Source organism: Cupriavidus sp. MEYA8 (assembly GCF_059278825.1).
Map to the genome: position 1 here is coordinate 456,276 of NZ_CM181221.1, position 23,348 is coordinate 479,623.

Genomic DNA, 23,348 nt, shown 5'->3' on the forward strand with positions numbered 1-23,348 from the left:
CGTGCCGCTGGTGGATAATCCTGCGTCATGGAAATCAAATGGCTTGAAGACTTCGTCAGCCTGGCCGAGACGCACAGCTTCTCGCGCTCGGCCGAGCTGCGCCACGTGACGCAGCCCGCTTTCTCCCGGCGCATCCAGTCGCTGGAGGCATGGGTCGGGACCGAACTGATCGACCGCTCCAGCTACCCCACCAGCCTGACGTCTGCCGGCAAGGTGTTCTACGAGCAGGCGCTGGCCATGCTGGCGCAGGTCAGCGAAACGCGCGCGCTGATGCGCGGGCAGCGCTCGGCCAACGCGCAGGTGCTGGAGTTCGCGGTGCCGCATACGCTGTCGCTTACGTTCTTCCCGGAATGGCTCAAGGCGCTGGAACGCAAGATCGGCACGCTGCCGTGCCGGCTGCGCGCGCTCAACGTCCATGATGCGGTGCTGATGCTGGTCGAGGGCGGCTGCGACCTGGTGATGGTCTACCACCATGCGCGCCAGGCCATCCAGCTCGATCCGGCGCGGTACGACATGCTGGTGCTCGGTACCGAGCGGCTGTCGCCGTACAGTGTGCCGGATGCCGCCGGCAAGCCGCAGTTCCGGCTGCCCGGGACCGACAAGAAACCGGTGCCGTTCCTGAGCTACACCCCCAATGCCTTCCTCGGGCGCATGGTCGACCTGCTGCTGTCGGATACCGCCGAAGCGCTCAAGCTCGACAAATGCTACGAGACCGACATGGCCGAGGCGCTCAAGGTCATGGCGCTGTCCGGCCACGGCATGGCGTTCCTGCCGGAGAGCGCGGTGCGCGAGGAGGTGGCGCAGGGCAAGCTGGTGCGGGCGGAGTCGGCGCGCGGCTTGCCGTTGTCGATCGACATGGAGATACGCTTGTATCGCGAGAAACCCGGGGAGAACGGCGGCGAGCGGCGCGGTGCGGGGGCACGGCGCAAGCGGCAGCTGGTGGACCAGGTGTGGTCGACCTTGTCGGAAGGCTGACACGCACCGGAACACAACGTTGACAAGTCATCCTCAAAGGTTATGCGAGTCTTGCATAACCGGATGAGCAAACGGCATTGGATTCCGGCGGGCCGCCAAGCCTAAGCTTGCGGCCATCCTCCACCCCGGAATCATCCGATGTCCTCCGCAGCACCGACCAACATTGCTGGCCAAAAGCACGCACTCCCGTCCTACCTCAACGCCGACAACCTCGGCCCCTGGGGCATCTACCTGCAGCAAGTCGACCGTGTCACGCCCTACCTGGGCTCGCTGGCACGCTGGGTCGAAACCCTGAAGCGCCCCAAGCGCGCGCTGGTCGTCGACGTTCCCATCGAGCTGGACAATGGCACCATCGCCCACTTCGAGGGCTATCGCGTACAGCACAACCTGTCGCGCGGCCCGGGCAAGGGCGGCGTGCGTTTCCACCAGGACGTGACGCTGTCGGAAGTGATGGCGCTGTCGGCATGGATGTCGGTGAAGAACGCCGCGGTGAACGTGCCCTACGGCGGTGCCAAGGGTGGCATCCGCGTCGACCCGCGCACGCTGTCGCACGCCGAGCTGGAGCGCCTGACGCGCCGCTACACCAGCGAAATCAACATCATCATCGGGCCGAGCAAGGACATCCCGGCGCCGGACGTCAACACCAACGCCCAGGTGATGGCATGGATGATGGACACCTACTCGATGAACTCGGGCAGCACCTCCACCGGCGTGGTGACCGGCAAGCCGATCTCGCTGGGCGGCTCGCTGGGCCGCCACGAGGCGACCGGCCGCGGTGTGTTCGTGGTGGGCTCGGAGGCCGCGCGCAATATCGGCCTGGAAATCAAGGGCGCGAGCGTCGCCGTGCAGGGCTTCGGCAACGTGGGCGCCGTGGCCGCCAAGCTGTTCCATGAGGCCGGCGCCAAGGTGGTGGCGGTGCAGGACCACCGCACCACGCTGTTCGACCCGGCCGGCCTGGACGTGCCGGCGATGATGGAGTACGCGGCGCACAGCGGCACCATCGAGGGCTTCCGCGGCGAAGTCCTGCGTACCGAGCAGTTCTGGGAAGTCGACTGCGACATCCTGATCCCGGCCGCGCTGGAAGGCCAGATCACCGCCAGGAACGCGCCGCTGATCAAGGCGCGCCTGGTGATCGAGGGCGCCAACGGCCCGACCACCCCGGAAGCCGACGATATCCTGCGCGAGCGCAATATCCTGGTGGCGCCGGACGTGATCGCCAACGCCGGCGGGGTGACCGTTTCCTACTTCGAATGGGTGCAGGATTTCTCCTCGTTCTTCTGGACCGAAGAGGAAATCAACCAGCGCCTGGTACGAATCATGCAAGAGGCGTTCCGCGCAATCTGGCAGGTGGCGCAGGACAACAAGGTAACGTTGCGCACGGCGGCGTTCATCGTGGCCTGCTCGCGGATCCTGCAGGCGCGCGAAATGCGCGGCCTGTATCCCTGATCGCAGGGCACCGGTGAACCGGAACGAGGCGCGTGGCACTGGCATGGTGCGATGCAGCAACCGATCCGGTTCCCAAGGTTCATGACCGCCAGACGCGGTCTCCGGCAAGCGCCGGAGACCGCGTTGTCGTATCCAGACGACGTGCGCACCGATTGCCCTGAATAAGGGTTCTAGGAGAAAACCCAGTTGTATTGCGGCGGATGCTGCGCAATACTGTTTCACCAGAGGGGGTTTGGTCTCTAGAATCCCGCTTTCTCTTCTATGGTCAAGGAGATGTTATGAATTTTGCCAAGTTGGCTTCCCTGATGATTGCCGCCGGCGTGATGTGCGGAACGGCCCAGGCAGCCGAACAACTGACGGGCACGCTGAAGAAGATCAAAGATACCGGCGTGATTACGCTTGGCGTGCGCGAGTCGTCGATTCCGTTTAATTACAACCTGGGCGGCGTGCGCCAGGTCGGCTATTCCTACGATATCAATATGAAGATCGTGGAAGCCATCAAGGACCAGCTGAAGCTGCCGAACCTGCAGGTCAAGGAAATCCCGATCACCTCGCAGAACCGCATCCCGCTGCTGCAGAACGGCACCATCGACATGGAGTGCGGTTCGACCACCAACAACCTGGAACGCCAGAAGCAGGTCGCCTTCACCAACTCCATCTTCATCATCGGCACGCGCATCATGGTGAAGAAGGATGCCGGCATCAAGGACTGGGCCGACCTGAAGGGCAAGAACGTCGTCACCACCGCCGGCACCACGTCGGAGCGCCTGCTGCGCAAGATGAACGACGACCAGAAGCTGGGCCTGAACATCATCAGCACCAAGGACCACGGCCAGTCGTTCCTGACGCTGGAATCGGGCCGCGCGGTGGCATTCATGATGGACGACGCGCTGCTGTATGGCGAGCGCGCCAAGGCCAAGAACCCGGCCGACTGGATCGTGGTGGGCAAGGCGCAGTCGCGCGAGTCGTATGGCTGCATGATCCGCAAGGACGACCCGCAGTTCAAGAAGCTGTCCGACACCGTGATCTCCGGCATGATGAAGGACGGTTCGGTCAACACGCTGTACACCAAGTGGTTCATGCAACCGGTTCCGCCCAAGGGCCTGAACCTGGACTTCCCGCTGTCCGACGACATGAAGGCCCTGATCAAGGCGCCGAACGACAAGGCGCTGGACTGATCTGATCGGGACAGCAGTGCGAAACGGAAGGCATGTCCTTCCGTTTCTTTTTGAGGACGCAACATGAACTACAACTGGCATTGGGGAGTTTTCCTCGAACAGGCCGCCCAGAACGAGACCTACCTGGACTGGATGATCTCGGGTCTCAAGGTCACGCTCGCGCTGGGGCTTTCGTCCTGGGTCATTGCCCTGGCCATCGGCTCGGTGCTTGGCGTGCTGCGCACCGCGCCCAACAAGTGGCTGTCGGGTTTTGCCGCCACCTACGTCGAGATCTTCCGCAACATCCCGCTGCTGGTGCAGCTGTTCATCTGGTATTTCGTTATGCCCGAGCTGCTGCCCGGCGGCGAGGCGATCAAGCAGATGAACCCCTTCGCGCAGCAGTTCCTGGCCGCGATGCTGTGCCTGGGCACCTTCACCGCCGCGCGGGTGTGCGAGCAGGTGCGCTCGGGCATCAACTCGCTGGCGCGCGGGCAGAAGAACGCGGGCCTGGCGATGGGCTTCACGCTGCCGCAGACGTACCGCCACGTGCTGCTGCCGATGGCGTTCCGCGTGATCGTGCCGCCGCTGACCTCCGAATTCCTGAATATCTTCAAGAACTCGGCGGTGGCATCGACCATCGGCCTGCTGGAACTGGCCGCGCAGGGGCGCCAGCTGGTGGACTACACCGCGCGCCCGTATGAATCGTTCATCGCGGTCACGCTGATGTACGCGCTGATCAACGTCACGGTGATGCTGCTGATGCGCTGGGTCGAGGCCCGCACGCGCGTGCCCGGCTTCATCGGCGGCAAGTAAGGGGGCGCCATGGCTTATTCCTTCGATTTCACCTCGATCAACCCGAGCACGCTGCACGTGCTGGGCGAGGGCATGATGGTCTCGCTCAAGATCACCGTCACCGCGGTGGTAGTGGGCATCATCTGGGGCACCATCCTGGCGATGATGCGGCTGTCGTCATTCCGGCTGCTGAACTGGTTCGCACAGGGGTATGTGACCATCTTCCGCTCCATCCCGCTGGTGATGGTGCTGTTGTGGTTCTTCCTGATCATCCCGCAGGTGCTGCAGGGCATCTTCAACCTGTCGCCAGCGACCGACCTGCGCATGACCTCGGCGCTGGTGGCGTTCGCGCTGTTCGAGGCGGCATACTACTCAGAGATCATCCGCGCGGGGATCCAGAGCGTGTCGCGCGGGCAGATGTTCGCGGCGCAGGCGCTGGGCATGACCTACGGGCAGTCGATGCGGCTTGTGATCCTGCCGCAGGCGTTCCGCAACATGGTGCCGCTGCTGCTGACCCAGGGCATCATCCTGTTCCAGGATACGTCGCTGGTGTACGTGAGCGCGCTGGCTGACTTCTTCGGCCAGGCCTACGGCATCGGCGAGCGCGACGGGCGTATCGTCGAGCTGCTGCTGTTTGCCGGCCTGGTGTACTTCATCATTTGTTTCTCCGCTTCGCTGCTGGTCAAGCGTTACCAGAAAAAGGTGGCTGTATGATCGAAATCAACAATGTTTCCAAGTGGTACGGCTCCTTCCAGGTGCTGACCGACTGCACCACCAAGGTTGCCAAGGGTGAAGTGGTGGTGGTGTGCGGCCCGTCGGGCTCGGGCAAGTCCACGCTGATCAAGACCGTCAACGCGCTGGAGCCATTCCAGAAGGGCGACATCCTGGTCGACGGTACCTCGGTGGGCAATCCCAAGACCAACCTGCCCAAGCTGCGTTCGCGCGTGGGCATGGTGTTCCAGAACTTCGAGCTGTTCCCGCACCTGTCGATCACCGAGAACCTGACCATCGCGCAGATGAAGGTGCTTGGCCGTTCGAAGGACGAGGCGATGGCCAAGGGCCTGAAGTACCTCGAGCGCGTGGGCCTGAAGAGCCAGGCTGAGAAGTACCCCGGCCAGCTGTCGGGCGGCCAGCAGCAGCGCGTGGCGATCGCGCGCGCGCTGTCGATGGATCCGATCTGCATGCTGTTCGACGAACCTACCTCGGCGCTGGACCCCGAGATGGTCAACGAAGTGCTGGACGTGATGGTGCAGCTGGCGCAGGAAGGCATGACCATGATGTGCGTGACCCACGAAATGGGTTTCGCGCGCAAGGTGGCCAACCGCGTGATCTTCATGGACCAGGGCAAGATCGTCGAAGACGCCGACAAGGAGGAGTTCTTCGGCAATATCGAAGCCCGTTCGGAGCGTGCGCGGCAGTTCCTGTCGAAGATCCTGCATCACTGAGCGGACTGTCAGCCATATGAAAAAGGGACGCCTTGGCGTCTAATGCCGTTCAGTTAAGTCTGAACGGCATTTTTCTTTGCAGGGGTTGTAAACAAGGTGTCGAGCTGTTAACTTGCCGTTCCGATGCTATCGGAACAAGTCCACGCCACCCTTGAGCTTAGTGAGCCGGCCAGTTTTGCCCGGCTCAGCGAGCACCTGCCGATGGCTTGGATTGAGCAAGCGCTGGCAGCCTCGGGGACAGCGTCCGTTCGCCGGCGCCGACTGCCAGCAGAGCAGGTGGTCTGGCTGGTCATCGCGCTGGCGCTCTATCGGCACCAATCGATTCCCGATGTGCTGGAGACGCTGGACCTGGCACTGCCCAACGATGCCAACGCCTGTGTCAGCAAGAGCGGGATCGCCCAAGCCCGCGAGCGGCTTGGAGACAAGCCTCTGTTGTGGCTGTTCGAGCAGACCGCACGGGCGTGGGTGGCTCAGGATGCTGCGCACTACAAATGGAAGGGCTTGGCGCTTTACGCCATGGATGGGACCACCTTCCGCACTGCCGATAGCCCTGAGAATCGCCTCCACTTTGGCGCGCAGAGCTACGCCAGCGGCAAGGTCGCCAGCTATCCACAAGTCCGCGGGGTCTCGCTCACGGCTGTTCCCACCCATCTTGTTGCCGATATCGCCTTTGGCTGCTATGGGCGCAACGAGATGCTCTATGCCAAGGAGCTCATTGAGCGGATCCCGGATCATTCGTTGACGATCTTTGACAAGGGCTTTCTGGCCGCAGAGATCCTGTGGGGCTTGCGCATGGGCGGCAGCGAGCGCCACTTCCTGATCCCCGCTAAGAAGAATCTGCAGTGGGAGTTGCTCTCAGGCAACGAGGGCGATGGCATCGTCCAGATGAAGGTCTCGCCTCAGGCTCGCCGCAAGAATCCTGCCTTGCCAGAGACTTGGACAGCTCGCGCGATCCGGGACGAGGACTCAGACCGCGTCCTGTTGACCTCGTTGACAGACCGTCGGCGCTTCAAGGCAGCCGACATCATTGGGTGCTACAAGCGCCGTTGGGAAATCGAAACCAGCTATCGAGAACTGAAGCAGACGATGCTCGGGGCCGAACTGACCTTGCGCAGCCGCCAGCCTGAGGGCGTGCATCAGGAAATCTGGGGGGCACTGATTGCGTACAACCTGGTGCGTCTGGAGATGGCCAAGGCTGCGCTCGAGGCCCGCGCCGAGCCCACCGACTTGAGCTTTGTGCTGGCCTTGCGCCTGATACAGGGCGAGTTGATCTGGGCAGCCGGCATGGCCCCAGGCAAGCTGCCGGCCCACCTGCAGCGCATGCGCGCCAAACTTCAGTTGGCGATCGTCCAAAAGCGACGGGGGCGTAAGTGCCCCCGTGAAGTCAAAGCCCTGCCTAAGCGCTACACCGTCCGGTTCCTCAGAAAGGACCTTAACTGAACGGCATTACGCCTTGGCGTCCCTTTTTCATTTGTGTGCCGGATGGCTCAGGTGCAGGCCGCTCAGGTACAGGCTGTATTGGCGGCGTTCTTGGCCTGGACTTCGGGCGGGATCGGCACGGTCAGTGTCATCACCGGACGCCCGTGCTCGAACATGATCAGCTCGCCCGGGGCGAACTGGGTCCAGTTCTCGTTGTCGGTCAGCGGGGCGGTGGCGATCACGGCAACGCGGTCGTCGGGCGTGGTCACCTGGGCAAAGTCGATCGACAGGTCCGCATCGATCAGGTGCGCGGTCGAGAACGGCCACTCCCGCACGATGTAGTACAGGCGGGTAGAGCAGTGGGCAAACAGGGCCTGGCCGTTGCTCAGCAGGAAATTGAACACGCCATGCAGCGTGATATCGCGTGTGATGTCGGCCAGCGCATGGCCCAGTTCATTCAGCGGCGGTTGCGAGCCCGGGAAGCGCTTGCGCAGGCCCTGCATCAGCGTGCAGAAGGCCAGTTCGCTGTCGGTATCGCCCACCGGCTGGTACACGCCCGACAGGAACGGGGAAAAGTTCAGCAGGTCGCCGTTGTGGGCAAAGATCCAGTGCCGGCCCCATAGCTCGCGCATGAACGGGTGGCAGTTCTCCAGCAGCACCGTGCCCTGCGTCGCCTTGCGGATATGCGAGATGACGTTCTTGGACTTGATCGGGTAGCGCTTGATCAGGTCGGCCACCGGCGAGGTGCCGGCGGACTGGTTGTCGATGAACAGGCGGCAGGCCTTGTCTTCAAAGAAGGCAACACCGAAGCCGTCGGCGTGGTGGTCGGTCACGCCGCCGCGGGCGGCGAAGCCGGTGAAGGAGAACGTCACGTCGGTCGGCGTGGCGCAGTTCATGCCTAGCAACTGGCACATATCGGGGCACCGGTCGGCAGCGGGCTGCCGCTTTGCAATAGAATGCAGACATTATCCCGCGCGCCCGGGCCGCTGCCAAGCAACCCGCGGGCGCTCCAGTACGGTGCCAATGACGCCAGCCATGGCGCCACCATACCTGCCAGCAATCCCGAGAACGATGAGCCAATACAAGATCGCCGTGATTCCCGGAGACGGAATCGGCACGGAAGTCATGCCCGAGGGCATACGCGTGATGGACGCCGCGGCGCGCCGCTTCGGCATCGACTTCCAGTGGGATCACTTCGATTTTTCCAGCTGCGACTACTACGCCCGCCACGGCAAGATGCTGCCTGACGACTGGTTCGACACGCTGGTCAAGTACGACGCCATCTATTTCGGCGCGGTCGGCTGGCCCGATGCGGTGCCCGACCACGTCTCGCTGTGGGGTTCGCTGCTGCAGTTCCGCCGTTCGTTCGACCAGTACGTCAACCTGCGCCCGGTACGGCTGATGCCCGGCATCAGGAGCCCGCTGGCGGGCCGCAAGCCCGGCGACATCGATTTCTATGTGGTGCGCGAGAACACCGAGGGCGAGTACTCCAGCATCGGTGGCCGCATGTTCCCCGGCACCGAGCGCGAGATCGTGGTGCAGGAAACGGTGATGAGCCGCACCGGCGTCGACCGTATCCTGAAGTTTGCCTTCGAGCTGGCCCGGAAGCGGCCTAAAAAGCACCTGACATCGGCGACCAAGTCCAACGGCATCTCGATCACGATGCCGTACTGGGATGAGCGAGTCGAGGCAATGGCTGCGAACTACCCCGGCCTGAAGGTCGACAAGTACCACATCGACATCCTGACCGCCCATTTCGTCCAGCATCCGGACTGGTTCGACGTGGTGGTCGCCAGCAACCTGTTCGGCGACATCCTGTCCGACCTGGGACCGGCCTGCACCGGCACCATCGGCATCGCGCCGTCGGGCAATATCAACCCCGACCGGGCCTTCCCCAGCCTGTTCGAGCCGGTGCACGGCTCGGCCCCGGACATCGCCGGGCGCGGCGTGGCCAACCCGATCGGCCAGATCTGGTGCGGCGCCATGATGCTGGAACACCTCGGCCATGACGAGGCCGGCGCCGCCGTGCTGGGCGCGATCGAGAAGGTGCTGGCCGCCGGGCCGGAGCACGCGCCGCTGACGCGCGATATCGGCGGCAAGGCCGGTACGGCCGACCTGGGCCGCGCCATCGCGGAGGCGCTGTGAGCGCCGCGTGCGCGGGGGACGCCCGCGCACTGCTGCTCGAGACCTTCCACGCCGCCGTGGCGGCGGCCGATCCGCTGCAGATCGTCGCGCAGCACCTGCCGCCGCCGCACGCCGGTGGCCGCACGCTGGTGGTGGGCGCGGGCAAGGCTGCGGCGTCGATGGCCGCGGCGGTCGAGCGCGCCTATGCCGGCAAGGCCACCCTGGAAGGGCTGGTGGTCACGCGCTACGCGCACGGCATGCCGACCGGCCATATCCGCGTGATCGAGGCCGGCCACCCGGTGCCGGACGAGTCGGGCGAGCAGGCCGCGGCGGAGATCCTGGCCGCGGTGCAGTCGCTGACGCCGCAAGACCGGCTGCTGGTGCTGGTCTCGGGCGGCGGCTCGAGCCTGCTGTCGCTGCCGGCCGAGGGTATCCCGATGGCCGACCTGAAGGCGACCACCAGGGAATTGCTGCGCTGTGGCGCGCCGATCACCGACATGAACATCGTGCGCAAGCACATCTCGCGCATCCAGGGCGGTCGGCTGGCGCAGGCCAGCCAGGCGCCGGTGACCACGCTGATCGTCTCGGACGTGGCGGGCGACGATCCCAGTGCGATCGCCTCGGGCCCGACCGTGGCCGATCCCAGCACCTTCAACGACGCGCTGGAGATCCTGCGCCGCTACGGCGCGCGGGTGCCGGCCAGCGTGCAGTCGCACCTGGAGCGCGGCGCGCGTGGCGAAGTGGCGGAGACGCCCAAGCCTGGCGATCCCTTGTTCGATCGTGTCGACAACGCCATGATCGCCACCGCCCACGGCAGCCTCGAAGCCGCTGCCGCGCTGTTCCGCCAACGGGGCATCACGCCGGTAGTACTGGGCGACACGGTGACGGGTGAGGCGAGCGAAGTGGCGCGGGTCTATGCCGCGCTGGTGCGCGAGATTCGCGCGTACAATGCGCCGTTCGCCACGCCCGTGGCGCTGATTTCCGGAGGTGAGTGCACGGTCACTTTGCCGGCCGGCGGCGGCGCGGGCAAGGCGCGCGGCGGGCGCTGCTCGGAGTTTCTGCTGTCGCTGGCGGTCGAACTGGCAGGCATGCCCGGCGTGCACGCGATCGCGGCCGACACCGACGGCATCGATGGCTCGGAAGACAACGCCGGCGCGCTGGCCGACCCGACCACGCTGGCTCGTGCCGAAGCCGCCGGCCTGCCGGGCCAGCGCCAGCTCGACCTGCACGACGCCTGGGGCCTGTTCGATGCCATCGGCGACCTGGTTGTCACCGGACCCACGCGCACCAACGTGAACGATTACCGCGCCATCCTGATTCTCTGATCCTGAAAAAGTGCCCGCCGCCGTCCCCCGCGGCGAGCCCACGCAAGCCATGACCCAGAAGCTCACCATCACCCGCCCGGACGACTGGCACCTGCACCTGCGCGATGGCGCGGCGCTCGCCGCCGTACTGCCCGACACCGCCCGCCAGTTCGCGCGCGCGATCATCATGCCGAACCTGAAGCCCCCCGTGACCACGGTGGAACAGGCGCAGGCCTACCGCGCCCGCATCCTGGCGGCGCTGCCGGCCGGCATGCAGTTCGAGCCGCTGATGACGCTGTACCTGACCGACAACACCAGCCCCGAGGAAATCGTCGCGGCCAAGGCCAGCGGCTTCGTGCACGGCGTCAAGCTGTACCCGGCGGGCGCCACCACCAACAGTGACGCCGGCGTGACCGACATCCGCCGCTGCTACGCCGCGCTGGAAGCGATGCAGCGCGAAGGCCTGCCGCTGCTGGTGCACGGCGAAGTCACCGACCCGGCCATCGATATCTTCGACCGCGAGGCCGTGTTCATCGACCAGGTGATGACGCCGCTGCGCCGCGACATGCCCGAACTGAAAGTAGTGTTCGAGCACATCACAACCAAGGACGCCGCCCAGTACGTGCTGGAAGCCAGCGGCCCGGTCGGCGCCACCATTACTGCCCACCACCTGCTGTATAACCGCAACGCGATCTTCACCGGCGGCATCCGCCCGCACTATTACTGCCTGCCGGTGCTCAAGCGCGAAACCCATCGCGAGGCGCTGGTCGCGGCCGCCACCTCCGGCAACCCGCGCTTCTTCCTCGGCACCGACAGCGCGCCGCACGCGCGCGGCCTGAAGGAGCACGCCTGCGGCTGCGCCGGCTGCTACACCGCGCTGCATGCGATGGAGCTGTATGCCGAGGCCTTCGACGCCGCCGGCGCGCTGGACAAGCTGGAAGCCTTCGCCAGCTTCAACGGCCCGGCCTTCTACGGCCTGCCGCGCAACACCGGCACGCTGACGCTGGAGCGCGAAGACTGGCAGTTGCCGGCAGAACTGCCGTACGGCGACACCACGCTGGTGCCGCTGCGCGGTGGTGAAACACTGCGCTGGAAAGCGCGCTGACCGCTGCGGCATTGCCAGCCGGAGCAACTGCGGCGGGCGAATCCTTCGCCGCCGCGCTGGCCGGGATCGACTGGTCCCGGCCATGGTTCCAACCCTTTGCCCCGCGCGGCGCGGCGCTGGCCGCGGCAGTGCAGGGCGGGGCCGACCTGCGGGCACTGCTCGATGCAGAGTCTGGCGCAATGGGCCTGCAGAACGCGCGCGGCCTGCCGCTGCGCTTTGTCCCGCAACTGGCCTTGCCCGAGGGCAGCGCCTACGAAGCGCATATCGACGCCACCGGCGAGGTCCCGACGCGCGACAATCTCCACGATTTCTTCAATGCCCTGGTCTGGCTGTATTTCCCCCAGGCCAAGCGCGTGCTCAATCAGATCCAGGCCACGGTGATCGCGCGCGAAGGTGTACGGACCGCGCGCGGCGGCGTACGCGACGCGGCCACGCTGTTCGACGAGAACGCGGTGCTGTTCCTGAGCGAAGACGACGAACATGCCGAAGCGCTGCGAGGGTTTGCCTGGCAGCAGCTCTTTGTCGACCAACGGCACGCGTGGGCCGCCGCCTGCAGGGTCGTGCCGTTCGGCCATGCACTGCTGGAAAAGCTGGTGCGGCCGTACAAAGCCGTGACCGCGCATGCCTGGACGCTACCGCTGGTGGCGGATGGCGCGCTGGACAAGGCGGTGGCGTTGTCGCTGCAAGACGCTGCCGCAGCCGGCACGCTGCGCGGCGGCCGCTGCTTCGCTCCGTTGCCTGTCATGGGGATCCCGGGGTGGTGTGACGACAACGCCTCGCCTGATTTCTATGCCGACACCACGGTGTTCCGGCCCGGGCGCATGCGGGATTTACGCCGGCAACCCGATTGAATCGGTGTTAGACTGCGGCCCGCAAAGCAGGCCAGGCAACCGCTGCCTGTACCGCAAGGTGCAGGGGGAGGAAAGTCCGGACTCCACAGGGCAGGGTGTTGGCTAACAGCCATCCACGGCAACGTGCGGAATAGGGCCACAGAGACGAGTCTTGCCGCCGGGTTCGCCCGGCGGCAAGGGTGAAACGCGGTAACCTCCACCTGGAGCAATCCCAAATAGGCAGGCGATGAAGCGGCCCGCTGAGTCTGCGGGTAGGGAGCTGGAGCCGGCTGGTAACAGCCGGCCTAGAGGAATGGTTGTCACGCGCCGCTGGCCGCAAGGCGGGCGGTGCGCACAGAATCCGGCTTATCGGCCTGCTTTGCTTCAGTCTTCGGCATGACCCGGCGCCTTCGCGGCACACCGGGCCGGCCAACTTCCATCAGCCTTCGACGATTTCCATCGTGTGCGTGATCTCGGCCGTCTTGGCCAGCATGATCGACGCCGAGCAGTACTTCTCGTGCGACAGCTTGATGGCGCGCTCGACCGTGGCGGGGTTGAGATTCTTGCCGGTCACCACAAAATGGAAGTTGATGCGGGTGAAGACCTTGGGGTCCTCGCTGGCACGGTCGGCCTGAAGCTGCACGCTGCAGCCGGTCACCTCCTGGCGGCCGCGCTTGAGGATCAGCACCACGTCATAGGCCGTGCAGCCGCCGGTGCCGACCAGCACCATTTCCATCGGCCGCGGCGCAAGGTTATGGCCACCGCCCTCGGGAGCGCCGTCCATCGCGACGATATGGCCGCTGCCGGTCTGGGCGACGAAGCTCATGCCGTCCACGCCCATCCAAGTTACTTTGCATTCCATTTTGTTCGTTCCTGTCGTTTCTGTTGTGGTATTGCGATCACAAGCGCGTGACCCCGAATCTTGCATTTCTGAGTATATGGCATCGTCAAGTTCGGCCGCCGGCTGCCGATATCCTTAGGAAATCTGAGGGTTTCCTCTAATGTGACAACTCGACGACACTGGCAATTTTGGTTAAGTGTTTGAATATTAAGAAGATTTTATGGGTGTGCGGAGAGGCTTTTTCTTACCACAATACGAAATCGTATTTCGCACTACAAATTTCCCTTGCATCCGGGAAAACCCCATGTATAATTTCAATCATTGAACGACGGCGCTGACAGCGCGCCAGAGTGCGAAAGCGAAGCCTCCCGGCCAAGCCCTCCGCACCGCCCGCAGGTCCCACCGTCGATCTCCAAGTGTCTCCTCCACCCTCCTCCTTTGGTGGATTCAAACCCAAGCTAAACCAGCTTGGGTTTTTTTTCGCCCCTGCTATCGAAGTGGCCCACGCTGCTCGGGTAGTCGATTTGCGGCAACGATCTTGACGAAAACCCCAGTCTTTGCTTGTGCCAGCCCGGGACGCGCCATTATAATCGTGGGCTTTTCCGTCATGCCCGCGGGAAAGAGAAGCAGCATCCGGCCAGTCCCCAGGGCGGGCCACAAGACTTGCAGGGGCGAGCACAAGCCTTCGCGAGTCGGATTTCGGGCACGAACTAATAGTCAGGAAAAATCATGAAGACCTTTTCCGCCAAGCCTCATGAGGTAAAGCGCGACTGGTACGTGATTGACGCGACGGACAAAGTCCTCGGCCGTGTCGCCAGCGAAGTGGCACGCCGTCTGCGCGGCAAGCACAAGCCGGAATTCACTCCGCACGTCGACACGGGTGATTACATCATCATCGTCAATGCAGCCAAGCTGCGTGTCACGGGTACCAAGGAAACGGACAAGAAGTACTATCGCCATTCGGGTTACCCGGGCGGTATCTACGAAACGACGTTCGGCAAGATGCAGCAGCGTTTCCCGGGCCGTGCCCTGGAAAAGGCTGTGAAGGGCATGCTGCCGAAGGGTCCGCTGGGCTACGCGATGATCAAGAAGCTGAAGGTTTACGCCGAAGCCGAGCATCCGCATGAAGCGCAGCAGCCCAAGGCGCTGGAAATCTAAGGAGGCCAATCCATGATCGGTAACTGGAATTACGGTACTGGCCGCCGCAAGAGCGCTGTGGCTCGTGTCTTCATCAAGTCGGGCAAGGGCGACATCGTCGTCAACGGCAAGCCCATCAAAGAGTATTTCGCTCGCGAAACCTCGCTGATGATCGTGCGCCAGCCCCTGGAACTGACCGCCCACGGCGAAACGTTCGACATCAAGGTCAACGTGACCGGCGGTGGCGAAACGGGCCAGGCCGGCGCAGTGCGCCACGGCATCACCCGCGCCCTGATCGACTACGACGCGACCCTGAAGTCGGCCCTGTCGAAGGCTGGCTACGTCACGCGCGATGCACGTGAAGTCGAGCGTAAGAAGGTCGGCTTCCACAAGGCGCGTCGTCGCAAGCAGTTCTCGAAGCGCTGATGCGTTTTCGCGGTCCTGGTCCCTGCCGGATGCCGCGAAATCCAGAAAAACCGCACGCTGGCCGTGCGGTTTTTTTTCGCCTGTTCCCTGCGGATTCACATCCGGCTGCCGAAATAGCGGGTGGAGCCAGACTTTTGTGGGGTATGCGCTGCACGCGGATACAATCACGCCCTGTCGCTATCGGCAAGCCGTCTGTCATGGCGACGCGCCCCGGGCCCGGCGGCCCGGTACGAACGAGAGAGGAGTGAGCGATGTTGTTTTCGAAGAAGAAGGGCCTTTCGATCGATACGCTGATCGGCGCAGACACCGCCATCGACGGCGACCTGGTGTTTGCCGGAGGCCTGCGGCTGGATGGGCGTGTGCGCGGCAACGTCACCGCGGCGCCGGGCAAGGCAAGCATGCTGGTGGTCAGCGAGAAGGGTATGGTCGAAGGCGAGATCAGCGTCGGCCACCTGGTGCTGAATGGCACGGTGAAGGGGCCGGTGCAAGCGACCGACCTGCTGGAGTTGCAGCCGCAGGCCCGCGTGCTGGGAGACGTGCGTTATGCGGCGCTGGAGATGCACCAGGGAGCACTGGTCGAAGGGAGGCTGGTGCCGCTGGCACAGGGCGCGGCAGGTGAAGTCAAGGCGTTGCCCAACGTGATCGATGGCGGTGCCGTAACGGAAGTGACGGAAAAGACGGCTGAAACAGATGCTGCGGACGACGAAACTCCGCCAGACGCAGCCAGTCCCACCGAAAAGGCCGCCTGAGCGGCCTGCCGCACGTCCGGAAACCCTTGAAAACAAAGGGGTTCGGCACGATCTTCCAGTAGCGCTTAGAATACAGGCGTATCTAAACAGGAGAACACCCCATGAACGCAGTCGCAGAGGCACCCGTTACCGAGGACGTGCCGGCACCGTTCGTCTTTACCGACAGCGCCGCCGACAAGGTCAAGCAGTTGATCGAGGAAGAGGGCAATGCCGAGCTGAAACTGCGCGTGTTCGTGCAGGGCGGCGGCTGCTCGGGCTTCCAGTACGGCTTTACCTTCGACGAGGAAGTCAACGAAGACGACACCACCATGGTCAAGAACGGCGTCACCCTGCTGATCGACTCGATGAGCTACCAGTACCTGGTCGGCGCCGAGATCGACTACAAGGAAGACATCAACGGCGCCCAGTTTGTGATCAAGAACCCGAATGCCTCGACCACCTGCGGTTGCGGCTCGTCGTTCTCGGTCTGAGCGGTTCCGCCCCCAAAAAAACGCACCTTCGGGTGCGTTTTTTTGTTTCGGGATCGTGACTACTGGCCGGCGCGCCAGACCACCGGAAACCAGTCCTCGCGCAAGCGCTCGCCGGTCTGCTGGCCGATGCCGGGAAACGGGGGCGAGGTACGTCCCGGCCGTTGCATGAAGCGCACGTCGTCCCCAAGGAAACGCGCCGAGAACGCGCGCCGGCGGCCGGTGCCGGTATTGCCCGCGGCGCCGTGCACGGTGCGGAAGTCGAATACCACCGCATCGCCCGGTTCCAGTTCGGGCGCAAGCAGCGTGTGGCTGCCGTCCTCGACATCCGGCATGTCCATGAATGCACTGTCATCGTTGCCCTGGCCGCCATAGAAGCTTTCGTTGCTGGCCCAGCGCCTGGGCCGTACCAGCCGCGGCCAGCGATGCGAGCCGGCCACCACGCGCAGCGTATTGGCCTGCGTGACGGGATCCAGCGGGATCCAGTAGCTCGCGGTCTGGGTGCCGTCGACGCAGTAGTAGGGCAGGTCCTGGTGCCACGGCGTGGGCTTGGCCGTGCCAGGCTCCTTCACCAGGATGTGTTCGTGGAACACCTGCACGGCCTGCGATTGCATGATGCGGCCGGCGATGGACCCCGCCGCGGACTGGCGGATAAAAGCATCGAACGGCGCGATGCGCTGCCAATTGCAGTAGTCCTCGAAAAAGCGCCCGCCTTCGCCGGGCCGTACGTTCTCGATGGCGAAAGGGCCAGGCTCGGCCAGGTTCTGCGCGAAGCCTTCGCGCAGGGTCTCGATCCACTCCGCGAACGCGCCGCGCAGCACCAGCACGCCGTCGCGCTGGTAGGTATCGATCTGTTCCTGGGTAATTTCCATGGCGGGGGCTCCGTTTGACGATGCTCGCAGTATCGGCATCCGTCATGGATAGGAAAAGCATATATTTCCTATGGTGTGATATAGGAAAATATGATCCCTTTCTCTTTCCGCCAGCTCGAGTACTTCGTCGCCGCCGCCGAGCACGGCAGCATCAGCGCGGCGGCGCGCGCCCGCCATGTGTCGCAGCCGTCTGTATCGACCGCGATCGCACAGCTGGAAGACACGCTGGGAGAGCCGCTGTTCCGGCGCCAGGTCAGCCGCGGCCTGGCGCTGACGCCGGCCGGCCAGCGCCTGCTTGGCCGTGCGCGCGACATATTGGCGCTGGCGGCGGGCCTGACTACCGACGAAGCGGGCGAGCGCGGCCTGAGCGGCCAGTTGTCGCTGACGTGTTTCCAGGACCTGGGGCCGTATTTCGTGCCGCGCCTGCTGGCCGGCTTCCGCGAGCGGCACCCCCGGGTCTCGGTGACGCTGTTCGAGGCTGACCTCGCCACCGTGCACCGCGCGCTGCAGGCCGGCAAGGCGGAACTGGCGCTGACCTACGACCTCGGGCTGGATGCCCGCACCGAGCGCTGCACGCTTGCGCAACTGCCCCCCTACGCGCTGCTGCCCGCTGGACACGCGCTGGCGCACAGCGCAGGTGTGAGCCTGGCCGACCTTGCCCGCGAGCGTCTGATCCTGGAGGACATCCCGCAGACTCGCGAGTACTTCCTGTCGCTGTTCTGGGCGCATGGTTTGCACCCGGCACTGCACCAGTACACGCAGACCTTCGAGATGCAGCGCGGACTGGTCGCGCACGGCTACGGCGTGGCGCTGTCTTGCACCCGGCCGGCGGGGGACCACAGCTACGACGGCATGCCGATCGCCTGCCTGCCGCTACGCGAGCCGGTGACGCCGCAGCGCGTGGTGCTGGCGCGCTCGCCGGCCATGCGGCCGTCGCCGCTGGCGCAGGCATTCATGACGTATGTGGAGGAGGGCGGCGCCGGCGCGGAAGCGGTTCAGCGCGGATAGATCGCGCCCAGCACGCGCTGGCCGGCAGCGCCGGTCACGGTTGGCACGTTGCCAGGCAGGCGCAGCGTGCACTGGCGCGCCAGCCAGGCAAAGGCGATGGCTTCCACCTGAGAGACCGGCACGCCGTAGTGTTCCGAGGTTTCGATGGCCACGCCAGGCAGCGCCTGCGCCAGCCGCGTCATCACGAAGGCGTTACGGGCGCCGCCGCCGCAGACCACGAGGCGCCTTGCGTCACGCGCATGGGTACGGATGTCGCGCGCGATGGCTTCGGCGGTCAGCGCCGCCAGCGTCGCCTGCACGTCATCAGGCGCGAGGTGCCCGAAAGCCTGCAGCTGGATATCGAGCCAGCCGGGATGGAACAGGTCGCGGCCGGTGCTCTTGGGCGGCGGCGCGCTGAAGTAAGGATCCGCCAGGCACCGCGCCAGCAGCGCATCGTCGACGCGCCCGCTGGCCGCCCAGTCGCCATTGCTGTCGAACGGCAGCTCGCGGTGGCGATGGATCCAGTAGTCGAGCAGCGCATTGCCCGGGCCGCAGTCGAAACCGCTGACGGCGCCGGTGGCAGGCAGGATGCTGATATTGGAAATGCCGCCGATATTGCAGGCGACACGAGTCTCGACGTCGCTGCCGAACAGCGCATGATGCAGCGCCGGCACCAGCGGTGCGCCCTGGCCGCCGGCGGCGACGTCGCGGCTGCGGAAGTCCGCCACCACATCGATGCCGGTGAGTTCGGCCAACCGGGCCGGATGCTGGCTCTGGCGCGTGTAGCCGATGCCGTCGTACAGGCCGGGCCGGTGCCGGATGGTCTGGCCATGCGCGCCGATCGCGGCGACCGCGGCGGCCGGCACGCCGGCCTCGCGCAGCAGCGTGGCCACGCAGGCGGCGTAGACCTCGGCCAGCGCATTGGCCGCCAGTGCCTCGCGGTGGATCTCGTTCTCGCCCGGCTGCTGCAGGGCGCCGTATGCGGCGCGCAGCGCCTCGGGGAAAGGTTCGCTGGCGGCGGCCAGTACTTCCGGCCGCGCGCCGCTGAAATCGACCAGCACTGCATCGGCACCGTCCATGCTGGTGCCGGACATGATGCCGATATAGCGTTCGCTGCCTGGCTCGGGCGGGGTCACGGTCGGCGCGTCAGTTGGAAGCGGTCAGCACGTTGTAGGCACGCAGCGCATTGATGCGGCTGAGCAGCCCGCTGGTGTAGGTCTGGAATTCCTGGCGCGACTTGCCGCTCAGCGGCGGGGATTCCATCAGCGTGATGGTCAGCGGGTTCTGCGGCACGTCGTTGAAGCGGAACTCATAGTGCAGGTGCGGCCCGGTAGCCCAGCCGGTCGAGCCGACATAGCCGATCAGCTGGCCTTGCCGCACCGGCTGGCCCTGGCGCATGCCGGCAAAGCCGGACAGGTGCGCGTAGTAGGTCGAGTAGCCGTTGGCATGGCTCAGGATGACGATATTGCCGTAGCCGTTCTGCTGGCCGACGAATTCGACCACGCCATCGCCGGTGGCCAGCACCTTGGTGCCGGTCGGGGCGGCGAAGTCCACGCCCTTGTGCTGGGCCCAGTCGTGGTGCAGCGGATGCTCGCGGCCGCCGAAGCCCGACGACACGCGCGAGAACTCCACCGGCGAACGCAGGAACGGCCGCTTCATGCTGCGCCCGTCGAACGTGTAATAGGCGCCGGCGCCATCCTTGCCATCTTCGGGCGAGAACCACAGCGCCTGGTGCAGCTGGTTACGGTTGATCAGTTCGATCGCGATCACGCGGCCGTTGCGCACGAAGGTGCCGTCGCGGAAGCCGGCTTCATAGATGATGCGGAACCGGTCGCCGCTGGCGATATCGTGGTGGAAGTCGATCACGCCGGAGAAGATCGACAGCATCTGCTGCACGACCTCGTCGGGCACGTTGGCCGCGTCCATGGCCTTGAAGAAGCCGGCGCCGGAAATCGCGCCCGACGCCATCTCGTAGTGGACGTCGTTGTCGACGCGCTGGACCTTGGCCTTGTAGGCGGCGGTGCCGTTGCCGGTGGCCGCGCGCACGCGCTCGATCACCAGCTCGCGCGAGGCCGCGGCGTCGCCGCCGAGGTTGGCCTGCAGCGACACCAGCATGTTGCTTTCGTCGATCTCCGCTTGCACCGCCTGGCCGGGGTTCAGGCTGAACAGCCCGCGCGCGGTGGGGTTCTTGACGATAAAGGCTTGCGCATCGGGATCGTCCACGCCGAGACGGCGCAGCAGGCTGCCGATGGTGTCGCCGCGCTGCATGCGCTCTTCGCGCACGTACACGGCCTGGCTGTCGGTCAGCAGGTCGAGCTGCTCGCGCACGTCGGGCATGCGCAGGGGCTGCTCGGTGCGCGGGGCGAGAGGATCGTCGAAGGCGCTGCGCGGTGCCACGCCCATCGCCGCGGCCATGCCGAGCGTAAAGATTGCACCCACCGAGGCAGTGAGTTGCTTGCGCCGGCGCGCATGCTGGGGGTTGGTTGGGTCAACAAGAACCACCAGCTCGCGCGCGAAAACTTCGCGGAGTCTTGACCACATCACGTAAAATTCAACCTTGGTCTGAGCACCGCTGCTGCAACGATGTGTCTCGTCTGCCTTCCTCCCCCGAGGTGCGGCGCGTGCTGTTCACTTTATCGGGTCACCTGCATCGGATCGCGGCATCGATTCATTTCGAGGGCTGCGGCAGGTGACGGTTGGCGCACAGGGGAGGCTCCCGCTGGCGCCGGGAAAGGCGGATTATACCAAAAACCGCTGCTCGCGGCTGTCGGAATCTTTCCTAAAATTTCATGTATTTCAAAGACTTACGTCATGACTGAAGTTTCCACGGGCCCCGCGGCCAAATACCCCTTGACGCCGTCGGTGATGCACGCCCTGGAGGTCTCCAAGCGTGGCTGCGACGAACTTCTGATCGAATCCGAATGGGCGCAGAAGCTGGCGCGCAGCGAGGCCACCGGCGTGCCGCTGCGCATCAAGCTGGGCCTGGATCCGACCGCGCCCGACATCCATATCGGCCACACCGTGGTGCTGAACAAGCTGCGCCAGCTGCAGGACCTCGGCCACCAGGTGATCTTCCTGATCGGCGATTTCACCTCGACCATCGGCGATCCGTCGGGCCGCAACAGCACGCGCCCGCCGCTGACGCGCGAGCAGATCGAGGCCAACGCGCAGACCTACTACCGCCAGGCCAGCCTGGTGCTGGACCCGGCCCGCACCGAGATCCGCTACAACAGCGAGTGGTGCGACCCGCTGGGCGCGCGCGGCATGATCCAGCTGGCCGCCAAGTACACCGTGGCCCGGATGATGGAGCGCGACGACTTCACCAAGCGGTTCCGCTCCGGGATTCCGATCTCGGTGCATGAGTTCCTCTACCCGCTGATGCAGGGCTATGACTCGGTCGCGCTCAAGTCCGACCTGGAGCTCGGCGGCACCGACCAGAAGTTCAACCTGCTGGTCGGCCGCGAGCTGCAGAAGGAATATGGCCAGGAGCCGCAGTGCATCCTGACCATGCCGCTGCTGGTGGGCCTGGACGGCGTCGAGAAGATGTCCAAGTCCAAGGGCAACTACGTCGGCGTGACCGAGGCGCCCAACGACATGTTCGGCAAGCTGATGAGCATCTCGGACGACCTGATGTGGCAGTACTACACGTTGCTGTCGTTCCGCCCGCTTGCCGAGATCGACCTGATGAAGCAGGAAATCGCCGCGGGCCGCAACCCGCGCGACTGCAAGGTGCTGTTGGCGCAGGAGATCGTGGCGCGCTTCCACAGCCAGGCCGATGCCGAGAAGGCGCTGGAAGACTTCAACCACCGCGCCCGCGGCGGCGTGCCCGACGATATCCCCGCGGTCAGCCTGGAAGGTGCCCCGCTGGGCATCGCGCAGCTGCTCAAGCAGGCCAACCTGGTACCGTCCACGTCCGAGGCCAACCGCAATATCGAGCAGGGCGGTGTCAAGATCGACGGTGCCACGGTCAGCGATAAGGCCACCAGGGTCGCCGCCGGCACCTACGTCGTGCAGGTCGGCAAGCGCCGCTTCGCGCGCGTGACGCTGTCCTGAGGCGGCGGGCATGATTGCGCTGATCCAGCGTGTCGCGCAGGCCCGCGTGACCGTCGAGGGCCGCACCACCGGCGAGATCGGCGCCGGCCTGCTGGCACTGGTCTGCGCCGAGCGCGGCGACACCGAGGCGCAGGCCGAGCGCCTGCTTGCCAAGATGCTGTCGTACCGGGTGTTTTCGGATGCCGCCGGCAAGATGAACCTGCCGGTGCAGGACATGGACGGCAACGGCAATGCCGGCGGCCTGCTGGTGGTGTCGCAGTTCACGCTGGCGGCCGACACCAACAGCGGCACGCGGCCCAGCTTCACGCCGGCGGCCTCGCCGGAAGACGGCAAGCGGTTGTACGAACATTTCGTGGCGAAGGCGCGCGCGGCGCATCCGCAGGTGCAGACCGGCGAGTTCGGCGCGATGATGCAGGTCAGCCTGGTCAACGACGGGCCGGTCACGTTCTGGCTGCGGGTGCCGCCGGCCTGATGCCGAGCGCCAGACCGCAGATCGCAAGACAGATCCCAAGCTGCCGCGCCCCGGCGCGTCATCAAGACAGGAGAGACAAATGAAACTCTGGAGCAAGTCCTTCAACGACAACGCGCCGATCCCTGGCGAGTTTGCTTTCTGCGTGCCCGATGCCGCCAGCCACGTGGCCTTGTCGGCCAATCGCAATCCCGACCTGCACTGGGAAGACGCGCCGGTCGAGACGCGCTCGTTCGTACTGATCTGCCATGACCGCGACGTGCCCAGCAAGGGCGACGACGTCAACCAGGAAGGCCGCGAAGTGCCGGCCTCGCTGCCGCGCGTGGACTTTTTCCACTGGGTGCTGGTCGACATTCCGCCGGGCCTGAGCTCGATCGCGGCCGCCTCGCACAGCGATGGCGTGATCGCGCGCGGCAAGCCGGGTCCCGAGGCCACCGGCGGCACCGCCACCGCGGGTGGCCTGCGCCACGGCATCAACGACTACACCGGCTGGTTCGCCGGCGATGCCGACATGAAGGGCGACTATTTCGGCTATGACGGCCCGTGCCCGCCGTGGAACGACACGCTGCTGCACCACTACGTGTTCACGCTGTATGCGCTGGACATCGACCGCGTGCCGCTGGATGGCACCTTCACCGGCGCGCAGGTGCGCGACGCGATCCAGGGCCACGTGCTGGCGCAGGCCAGCCTGACCGGCACCTACACGCTCAATCCCAAGCTGGCGCAGTAAGCGGCTTCAAGGAAACCGAA

24 protein-coding genes and 1 other RNA gene are annotated in these 23,348 nt (G+C 65.2%); 20 read left to right on the forward strand and 5 right to left on the reverse strand.

The window, feature by feature from the left end:
• Positions 1–27 precede the first annotated feature (27 nt).
• The 7 genes from AC5WJ1_RS02110 to AC5WJ1_RS02140 all read left to right on the forward strand — a co-directional run bounded on the left by AC5WJ1_RS02110 (position 28) and on the right by AC5WJ1_RS02140 (position 7,255).
• The gene (locus AC5WJ1_RS02110) at positions 28–975 is read left to right on the forward strand and encodes a LysR substrate-binding domain-containing protein (protein ID WP_133093714.1); all 948 of its coding nucleotides are present in this window, start codon (positions 28–30) and stop codon (positions 973–975) included.
• A gap of 138 nt (positions 976–1,113) precedes the next feature.
• Positions 1,114–2,421 (forward strand): Glu/Leu/Phe/Val family dehydrogenase, encoded by a 1,308-nt coding sequence (locus AC5WJ1_RS02115; RefSeq protein WP_133093715.1) that lies wholly within the window; start codon positions 1,114–1,116, stop codon positions 2,419–2,421.
• A gap of 278 nt (positions 2,422–2,699) precedes the next feature.
• Entirely contained in the window at positions 2,700–3,599 is a 900-nt protein-coding gene (locus AC5WJ1_RS02120) for a glutamate/aspartate ABC transporter substrate-binding protein (protein ID WP_133093716.1), read from the forward strand.
• Positions 3,600–3,662: 63 nt separating this feature from the next.
• Positions 3,663–4,391, forward strand: coding sequence for an amino acid ABC transporter permease (locus AC5WJ1_RS02125; RefSeq protein ID WP_133093717.1), 729 nt, complete (start codon positions 3,663–3,665; stop codon positions 4,389–4,391).
• A gap of 9 nt (positions 4,392–4,400) precedes the next feature.
• Positions 4,401–5,084, forward strand: a complete 684-nt coding sequence (gene gltK / locus AC5WJ1_RS02130; RefSeq protein WP_133093718.1) for a glutamate/aspartate ABC transporter permease GltK — start codon at positions 4,401–4,403, stop codon at positions 5,082–5,084.
• Complete coding sequence (locus tag AC5WJ1_RS02135) at positions 5,081–5,815, forward strand: amino acid ABC transporter ATP-binding protein (RefSeq protein WP_029048544.1); 735 nt, start codon at positions 5,081–5,083, stop codon at positions 5,813–5,815. The genes gltK and AC5WJ1_RS02135 overlap by 4 nt, the downstream gene beginning before the upstream one ends.
• 123 nt (positions 5,816–5,938) lie before the next feature.
• Positions 5,939–7,255, forward strand: coding sequence for an IS4 family transposase (locus tag AC5WJ1_RS02140; RefSeq protein ID WP_135704128.1), 1,317 nt, complete (start codon positions 5,939–5,941; stop codon positions 7,253–7,255).
• Between the two features lie 62 nt (positions 7,256–7,317).
• On the opposite strand, the gene AC5WJ1_RS02145 is transcribed toward AC5WJ1_RS02140, so the two are convergent.
• Positions 7,318–8,148, reverse strand: a complete 831-nt coding sequence (locus AC5WJ1_RS02145) for a class II glutamine amidotransferase (protein WP_135704445.1) — start codon at positions 8,146–8,148, stop codon at positions 7,318–7,320.
• Between the two features lie 157 nt (positions 8,149–8,305).
• Here AC5WJ1_RS02145 and AC5WJ1_RS02150 point away from each other — a divergent pair, with 157 nt between their 5' ends.
• The 5 genes from AC5WJ1_RS02150 to rnpB all read left to right on the forward strand — a co-directional run bounded on the left by AC5WJ1_RS02150 (position 8,306) and on the right by rnpB (position 12,982).
• Positions 8,306–9,379 carry a tartrate dehydrogenase gene (locus AC5WJ1_RS02150; RefSeq protein WP_494476349.1) on the forward strand — a complete coding sequence of 358 codons (1,074 nt, stop codon included), beginning with the start codon at positions 8,306–8,308 and terminating at the stop codon, positions 9,377–9,379.
• Entirely contained in the window at positions 9,376–10,683 is a 1,308-nt protein-coding gene (locus tag AC5WJ1_RS02155) for a glycerate kinase type-2 family protein (protein WP_135704449.1), read from the forward strand. Before AC5WJ1_RS02150 ends, AC5WJ1_RS02155 begins: the two co-directional genes overlap by 4 nt.
• 49 nt (positions 10,684–10,732) lie before the next feature.
• Positions 10,733–11,767, forward strand: coding sequence for a dihydroorotase (gene pyrC / locus AC5WJ1_RS02160; protein WP_135704451.1), 1,035 nt, complete (start codon positions 10,733–10,735; stop codon positions 11,765–11,767).
• A gap of 11 nt (positions 11,768–11,778) precedes the next feature.
• The gene (locus tag AC5WJ1_RS02165; RefSeq protein WP_135704452.1) at positions 11,779–12,618 is read left to right on the forward strand and encodes a DUF3025 domain-containing protein; all 840 of its coding nucleotides are present in this window, start codon (positions 11,779–11,781) and stop codon (positions 12,616–12,618) included.
• A 23-nt stretch (positions 12,619–12,641) separates the two neighbouring features.
• Positions 12,642–12,982, forward strand: an RNA gene (gene rnpB, locus AC5WJ1_RS02170) — RNase P RNA component class A.
• Between the two features lie 54 nt (positions 12,983–13,036).
• Here the strand turns inward: rnpB and AC5WJ1_RS02175 are convergent.
• Positions 13,037–13,459: an OsmC family protein gene (locus AC5WJ1_RS02175; RefSeq protein ID WP_133093723.1), complete on the reverse strand. Its 423-nt coding sequence runs from the start codon at positions 13,457–13,459 to the stop codon at positions 13,037–13,039.
• Between the two features lie 708 nt (positions 13,460–14,167).
• Here AC5WJ1_RS02175 and rplM point away from each other — a divergent pair.
• From rplM to erpA, 4 genes are all read left to right on the forward strand, one after another.
• Positions 14,168–14,596 (forward strand): 50S ribosomal protein L13, encoded by a 429-nt coding sequence (gene rplM / locus AC5WJ1_RS02180; protein ID WP_010813907.1) that lies wholly within the window; start codon positions 14,168–14,170, stop codon positions 14,594–14,596.
• A 12-nt stretch (positions 14,597–14,608) separates the two neighbouring features.
• Entirely contained in the window at positions 14,609–15,001 is a 393-nt protein-coding gene (gene rpsI, locus AC5WJ1_RS02185; protein ID WP_018312775.1) for a 30S ribosomal protein S9, read from the forward strand.
• A 251-nt stretch (positions 15,002–15,252) separates the two neighbouring features.
• A complete protein-coding gene (locus AC5WJ1_RS02190; RefSeq protein WP_133093724.1) occupies positions 15,253–15,750 on the forward strand; it encodes a bactofilin family protein in 498 nt (165 codons plus the stop codon).
• Positions 15,751–15,851: 101 nt separating this feature from the next.
• Complete coding sequence (gene erpA, locus AC5WJ1_RS02195) at positions 15,852–16,220, forward strand: iron-sulfur cluster insertion protein ErpA (RefSeq protein WP_010813904.1); 369 nt, start codon at positions 15,852–15,854, stop codon at positions 16,218–16,220.
• 59 nt (positions 16,221–16,279) lie between these two features.
• On the opposite strand, the gene AC5WJ1_RS02200 is transcribed toward erpA, so the two are convergent.
• On the reverse strand, positions 16,280–17,089 hold the full coding sequence (locus AC5WJ1_RS02200; protein ID WP_133093725.1) for a phytanoyl-CoA dioxygenase family protein: 810 nt from the start codon (positions 17,087–17,089) through the stop codon (positions 16,280–16,282).
• A 90-nt stretch (positions 17,090–17,179) separates the two neighbouring features.
• On the opposite strand from AC5WJ1_RS02200, the gene AC5WJ1_RS02205 reads away from it, so the two are divergent.
• Positions 17,180–18,097, forward strand: a complete 918-nt coding sequence (locus AC5WJ1_RS02205) for a LysR family transcriptional regulator (protein WP_494476350.1) — start codon at positions 17,180–17,182, stop codon at positions 18,095–18,097.
• Here the strand turns inward: AC5WJ1_RS02205 and AC5WJ1_RS02210 are convergent.
• The gene (locus AC5WJ1_RS02210; RefSeq protein WP_218959691.1) at positions 18,085–19,170 is read right to left on the reverse strand and encodes an anhydro-N-acetylmuramic acid kinase; all 1,086 of its coding nucleotides are present in this window, start codon (positions 19,168–19,170) and stop codon (positions 18,085–18,087) included. The two genes, AC5WJ1_RS02205 and AC5WJ1_RS02210, sit on opposite strands and share 13 nt — an antisense overlap.
• Before the next feature lie 52 nt (positions 19,171–19,222).
• A complete protein-coding gene (locus AC5WJ1_RS02215) occupies positions 19,223–20,617 on the reverse strand; it encodes a M23 family metallopeptidase (protein ID WP_133093728.1) in 1,395 nt (464 codons plus the stop codon).
• 270 nt (positions 20,618–20,887) lie between these two features.
• On the opposite strand from AC5WJ1_RS02215, the gene tyrS reads away from it, so the two are divergent.
• The 3 genes from tyrS (at position 20,888) to AC5WJ1_RS02230 (ending at position 23,328) form a co-directional block, all read left to right on the forward strand.
• The gene (gene tyrS, locus AC5WJ1_RS02220; RefSeq protein WP_133093729.1) at positions 20,888–22,129 is read left to right on the forward strand and encodes a tyrosine--tRNA ligase; all 1,242 of its coding nucleotides are present in this window, start codon (positions 20,888–20,890) and stop codon (positions 22,127–22,129) included.
• A gap of 10 nt (positions 22,130–22,139) precedes the next feature.
• Positions 22,140–22,601: a D-aminoacyl-tRNA deacylase gene (gene dtd, locus AC5WJ1_RS02225; protein ID WP_133093730.1), complete on the forward strand. Its 462-nt coding sequence runs from the start codon at positions 22,140–22,142 to the stop codon at positions 22,599–22,601.
• A gap of 79 nt (positions 22,602–22,680) precedes the next feature.
• On the forward strand, positions 22,681–23,328 hold the full coding sequence (locus tag AC5WJ1_RS02230; RefSeq protein ID WP_135704462.1) for a YbhB/YbcL family Raf kinase inhibitor-like protein: 648 nt from the start codon (positions 22,681–22,683) through the stop codon (positions 23,326–23,328).
• Positions 23,329–23,348 lie beyond the last annotated feature (20 nt).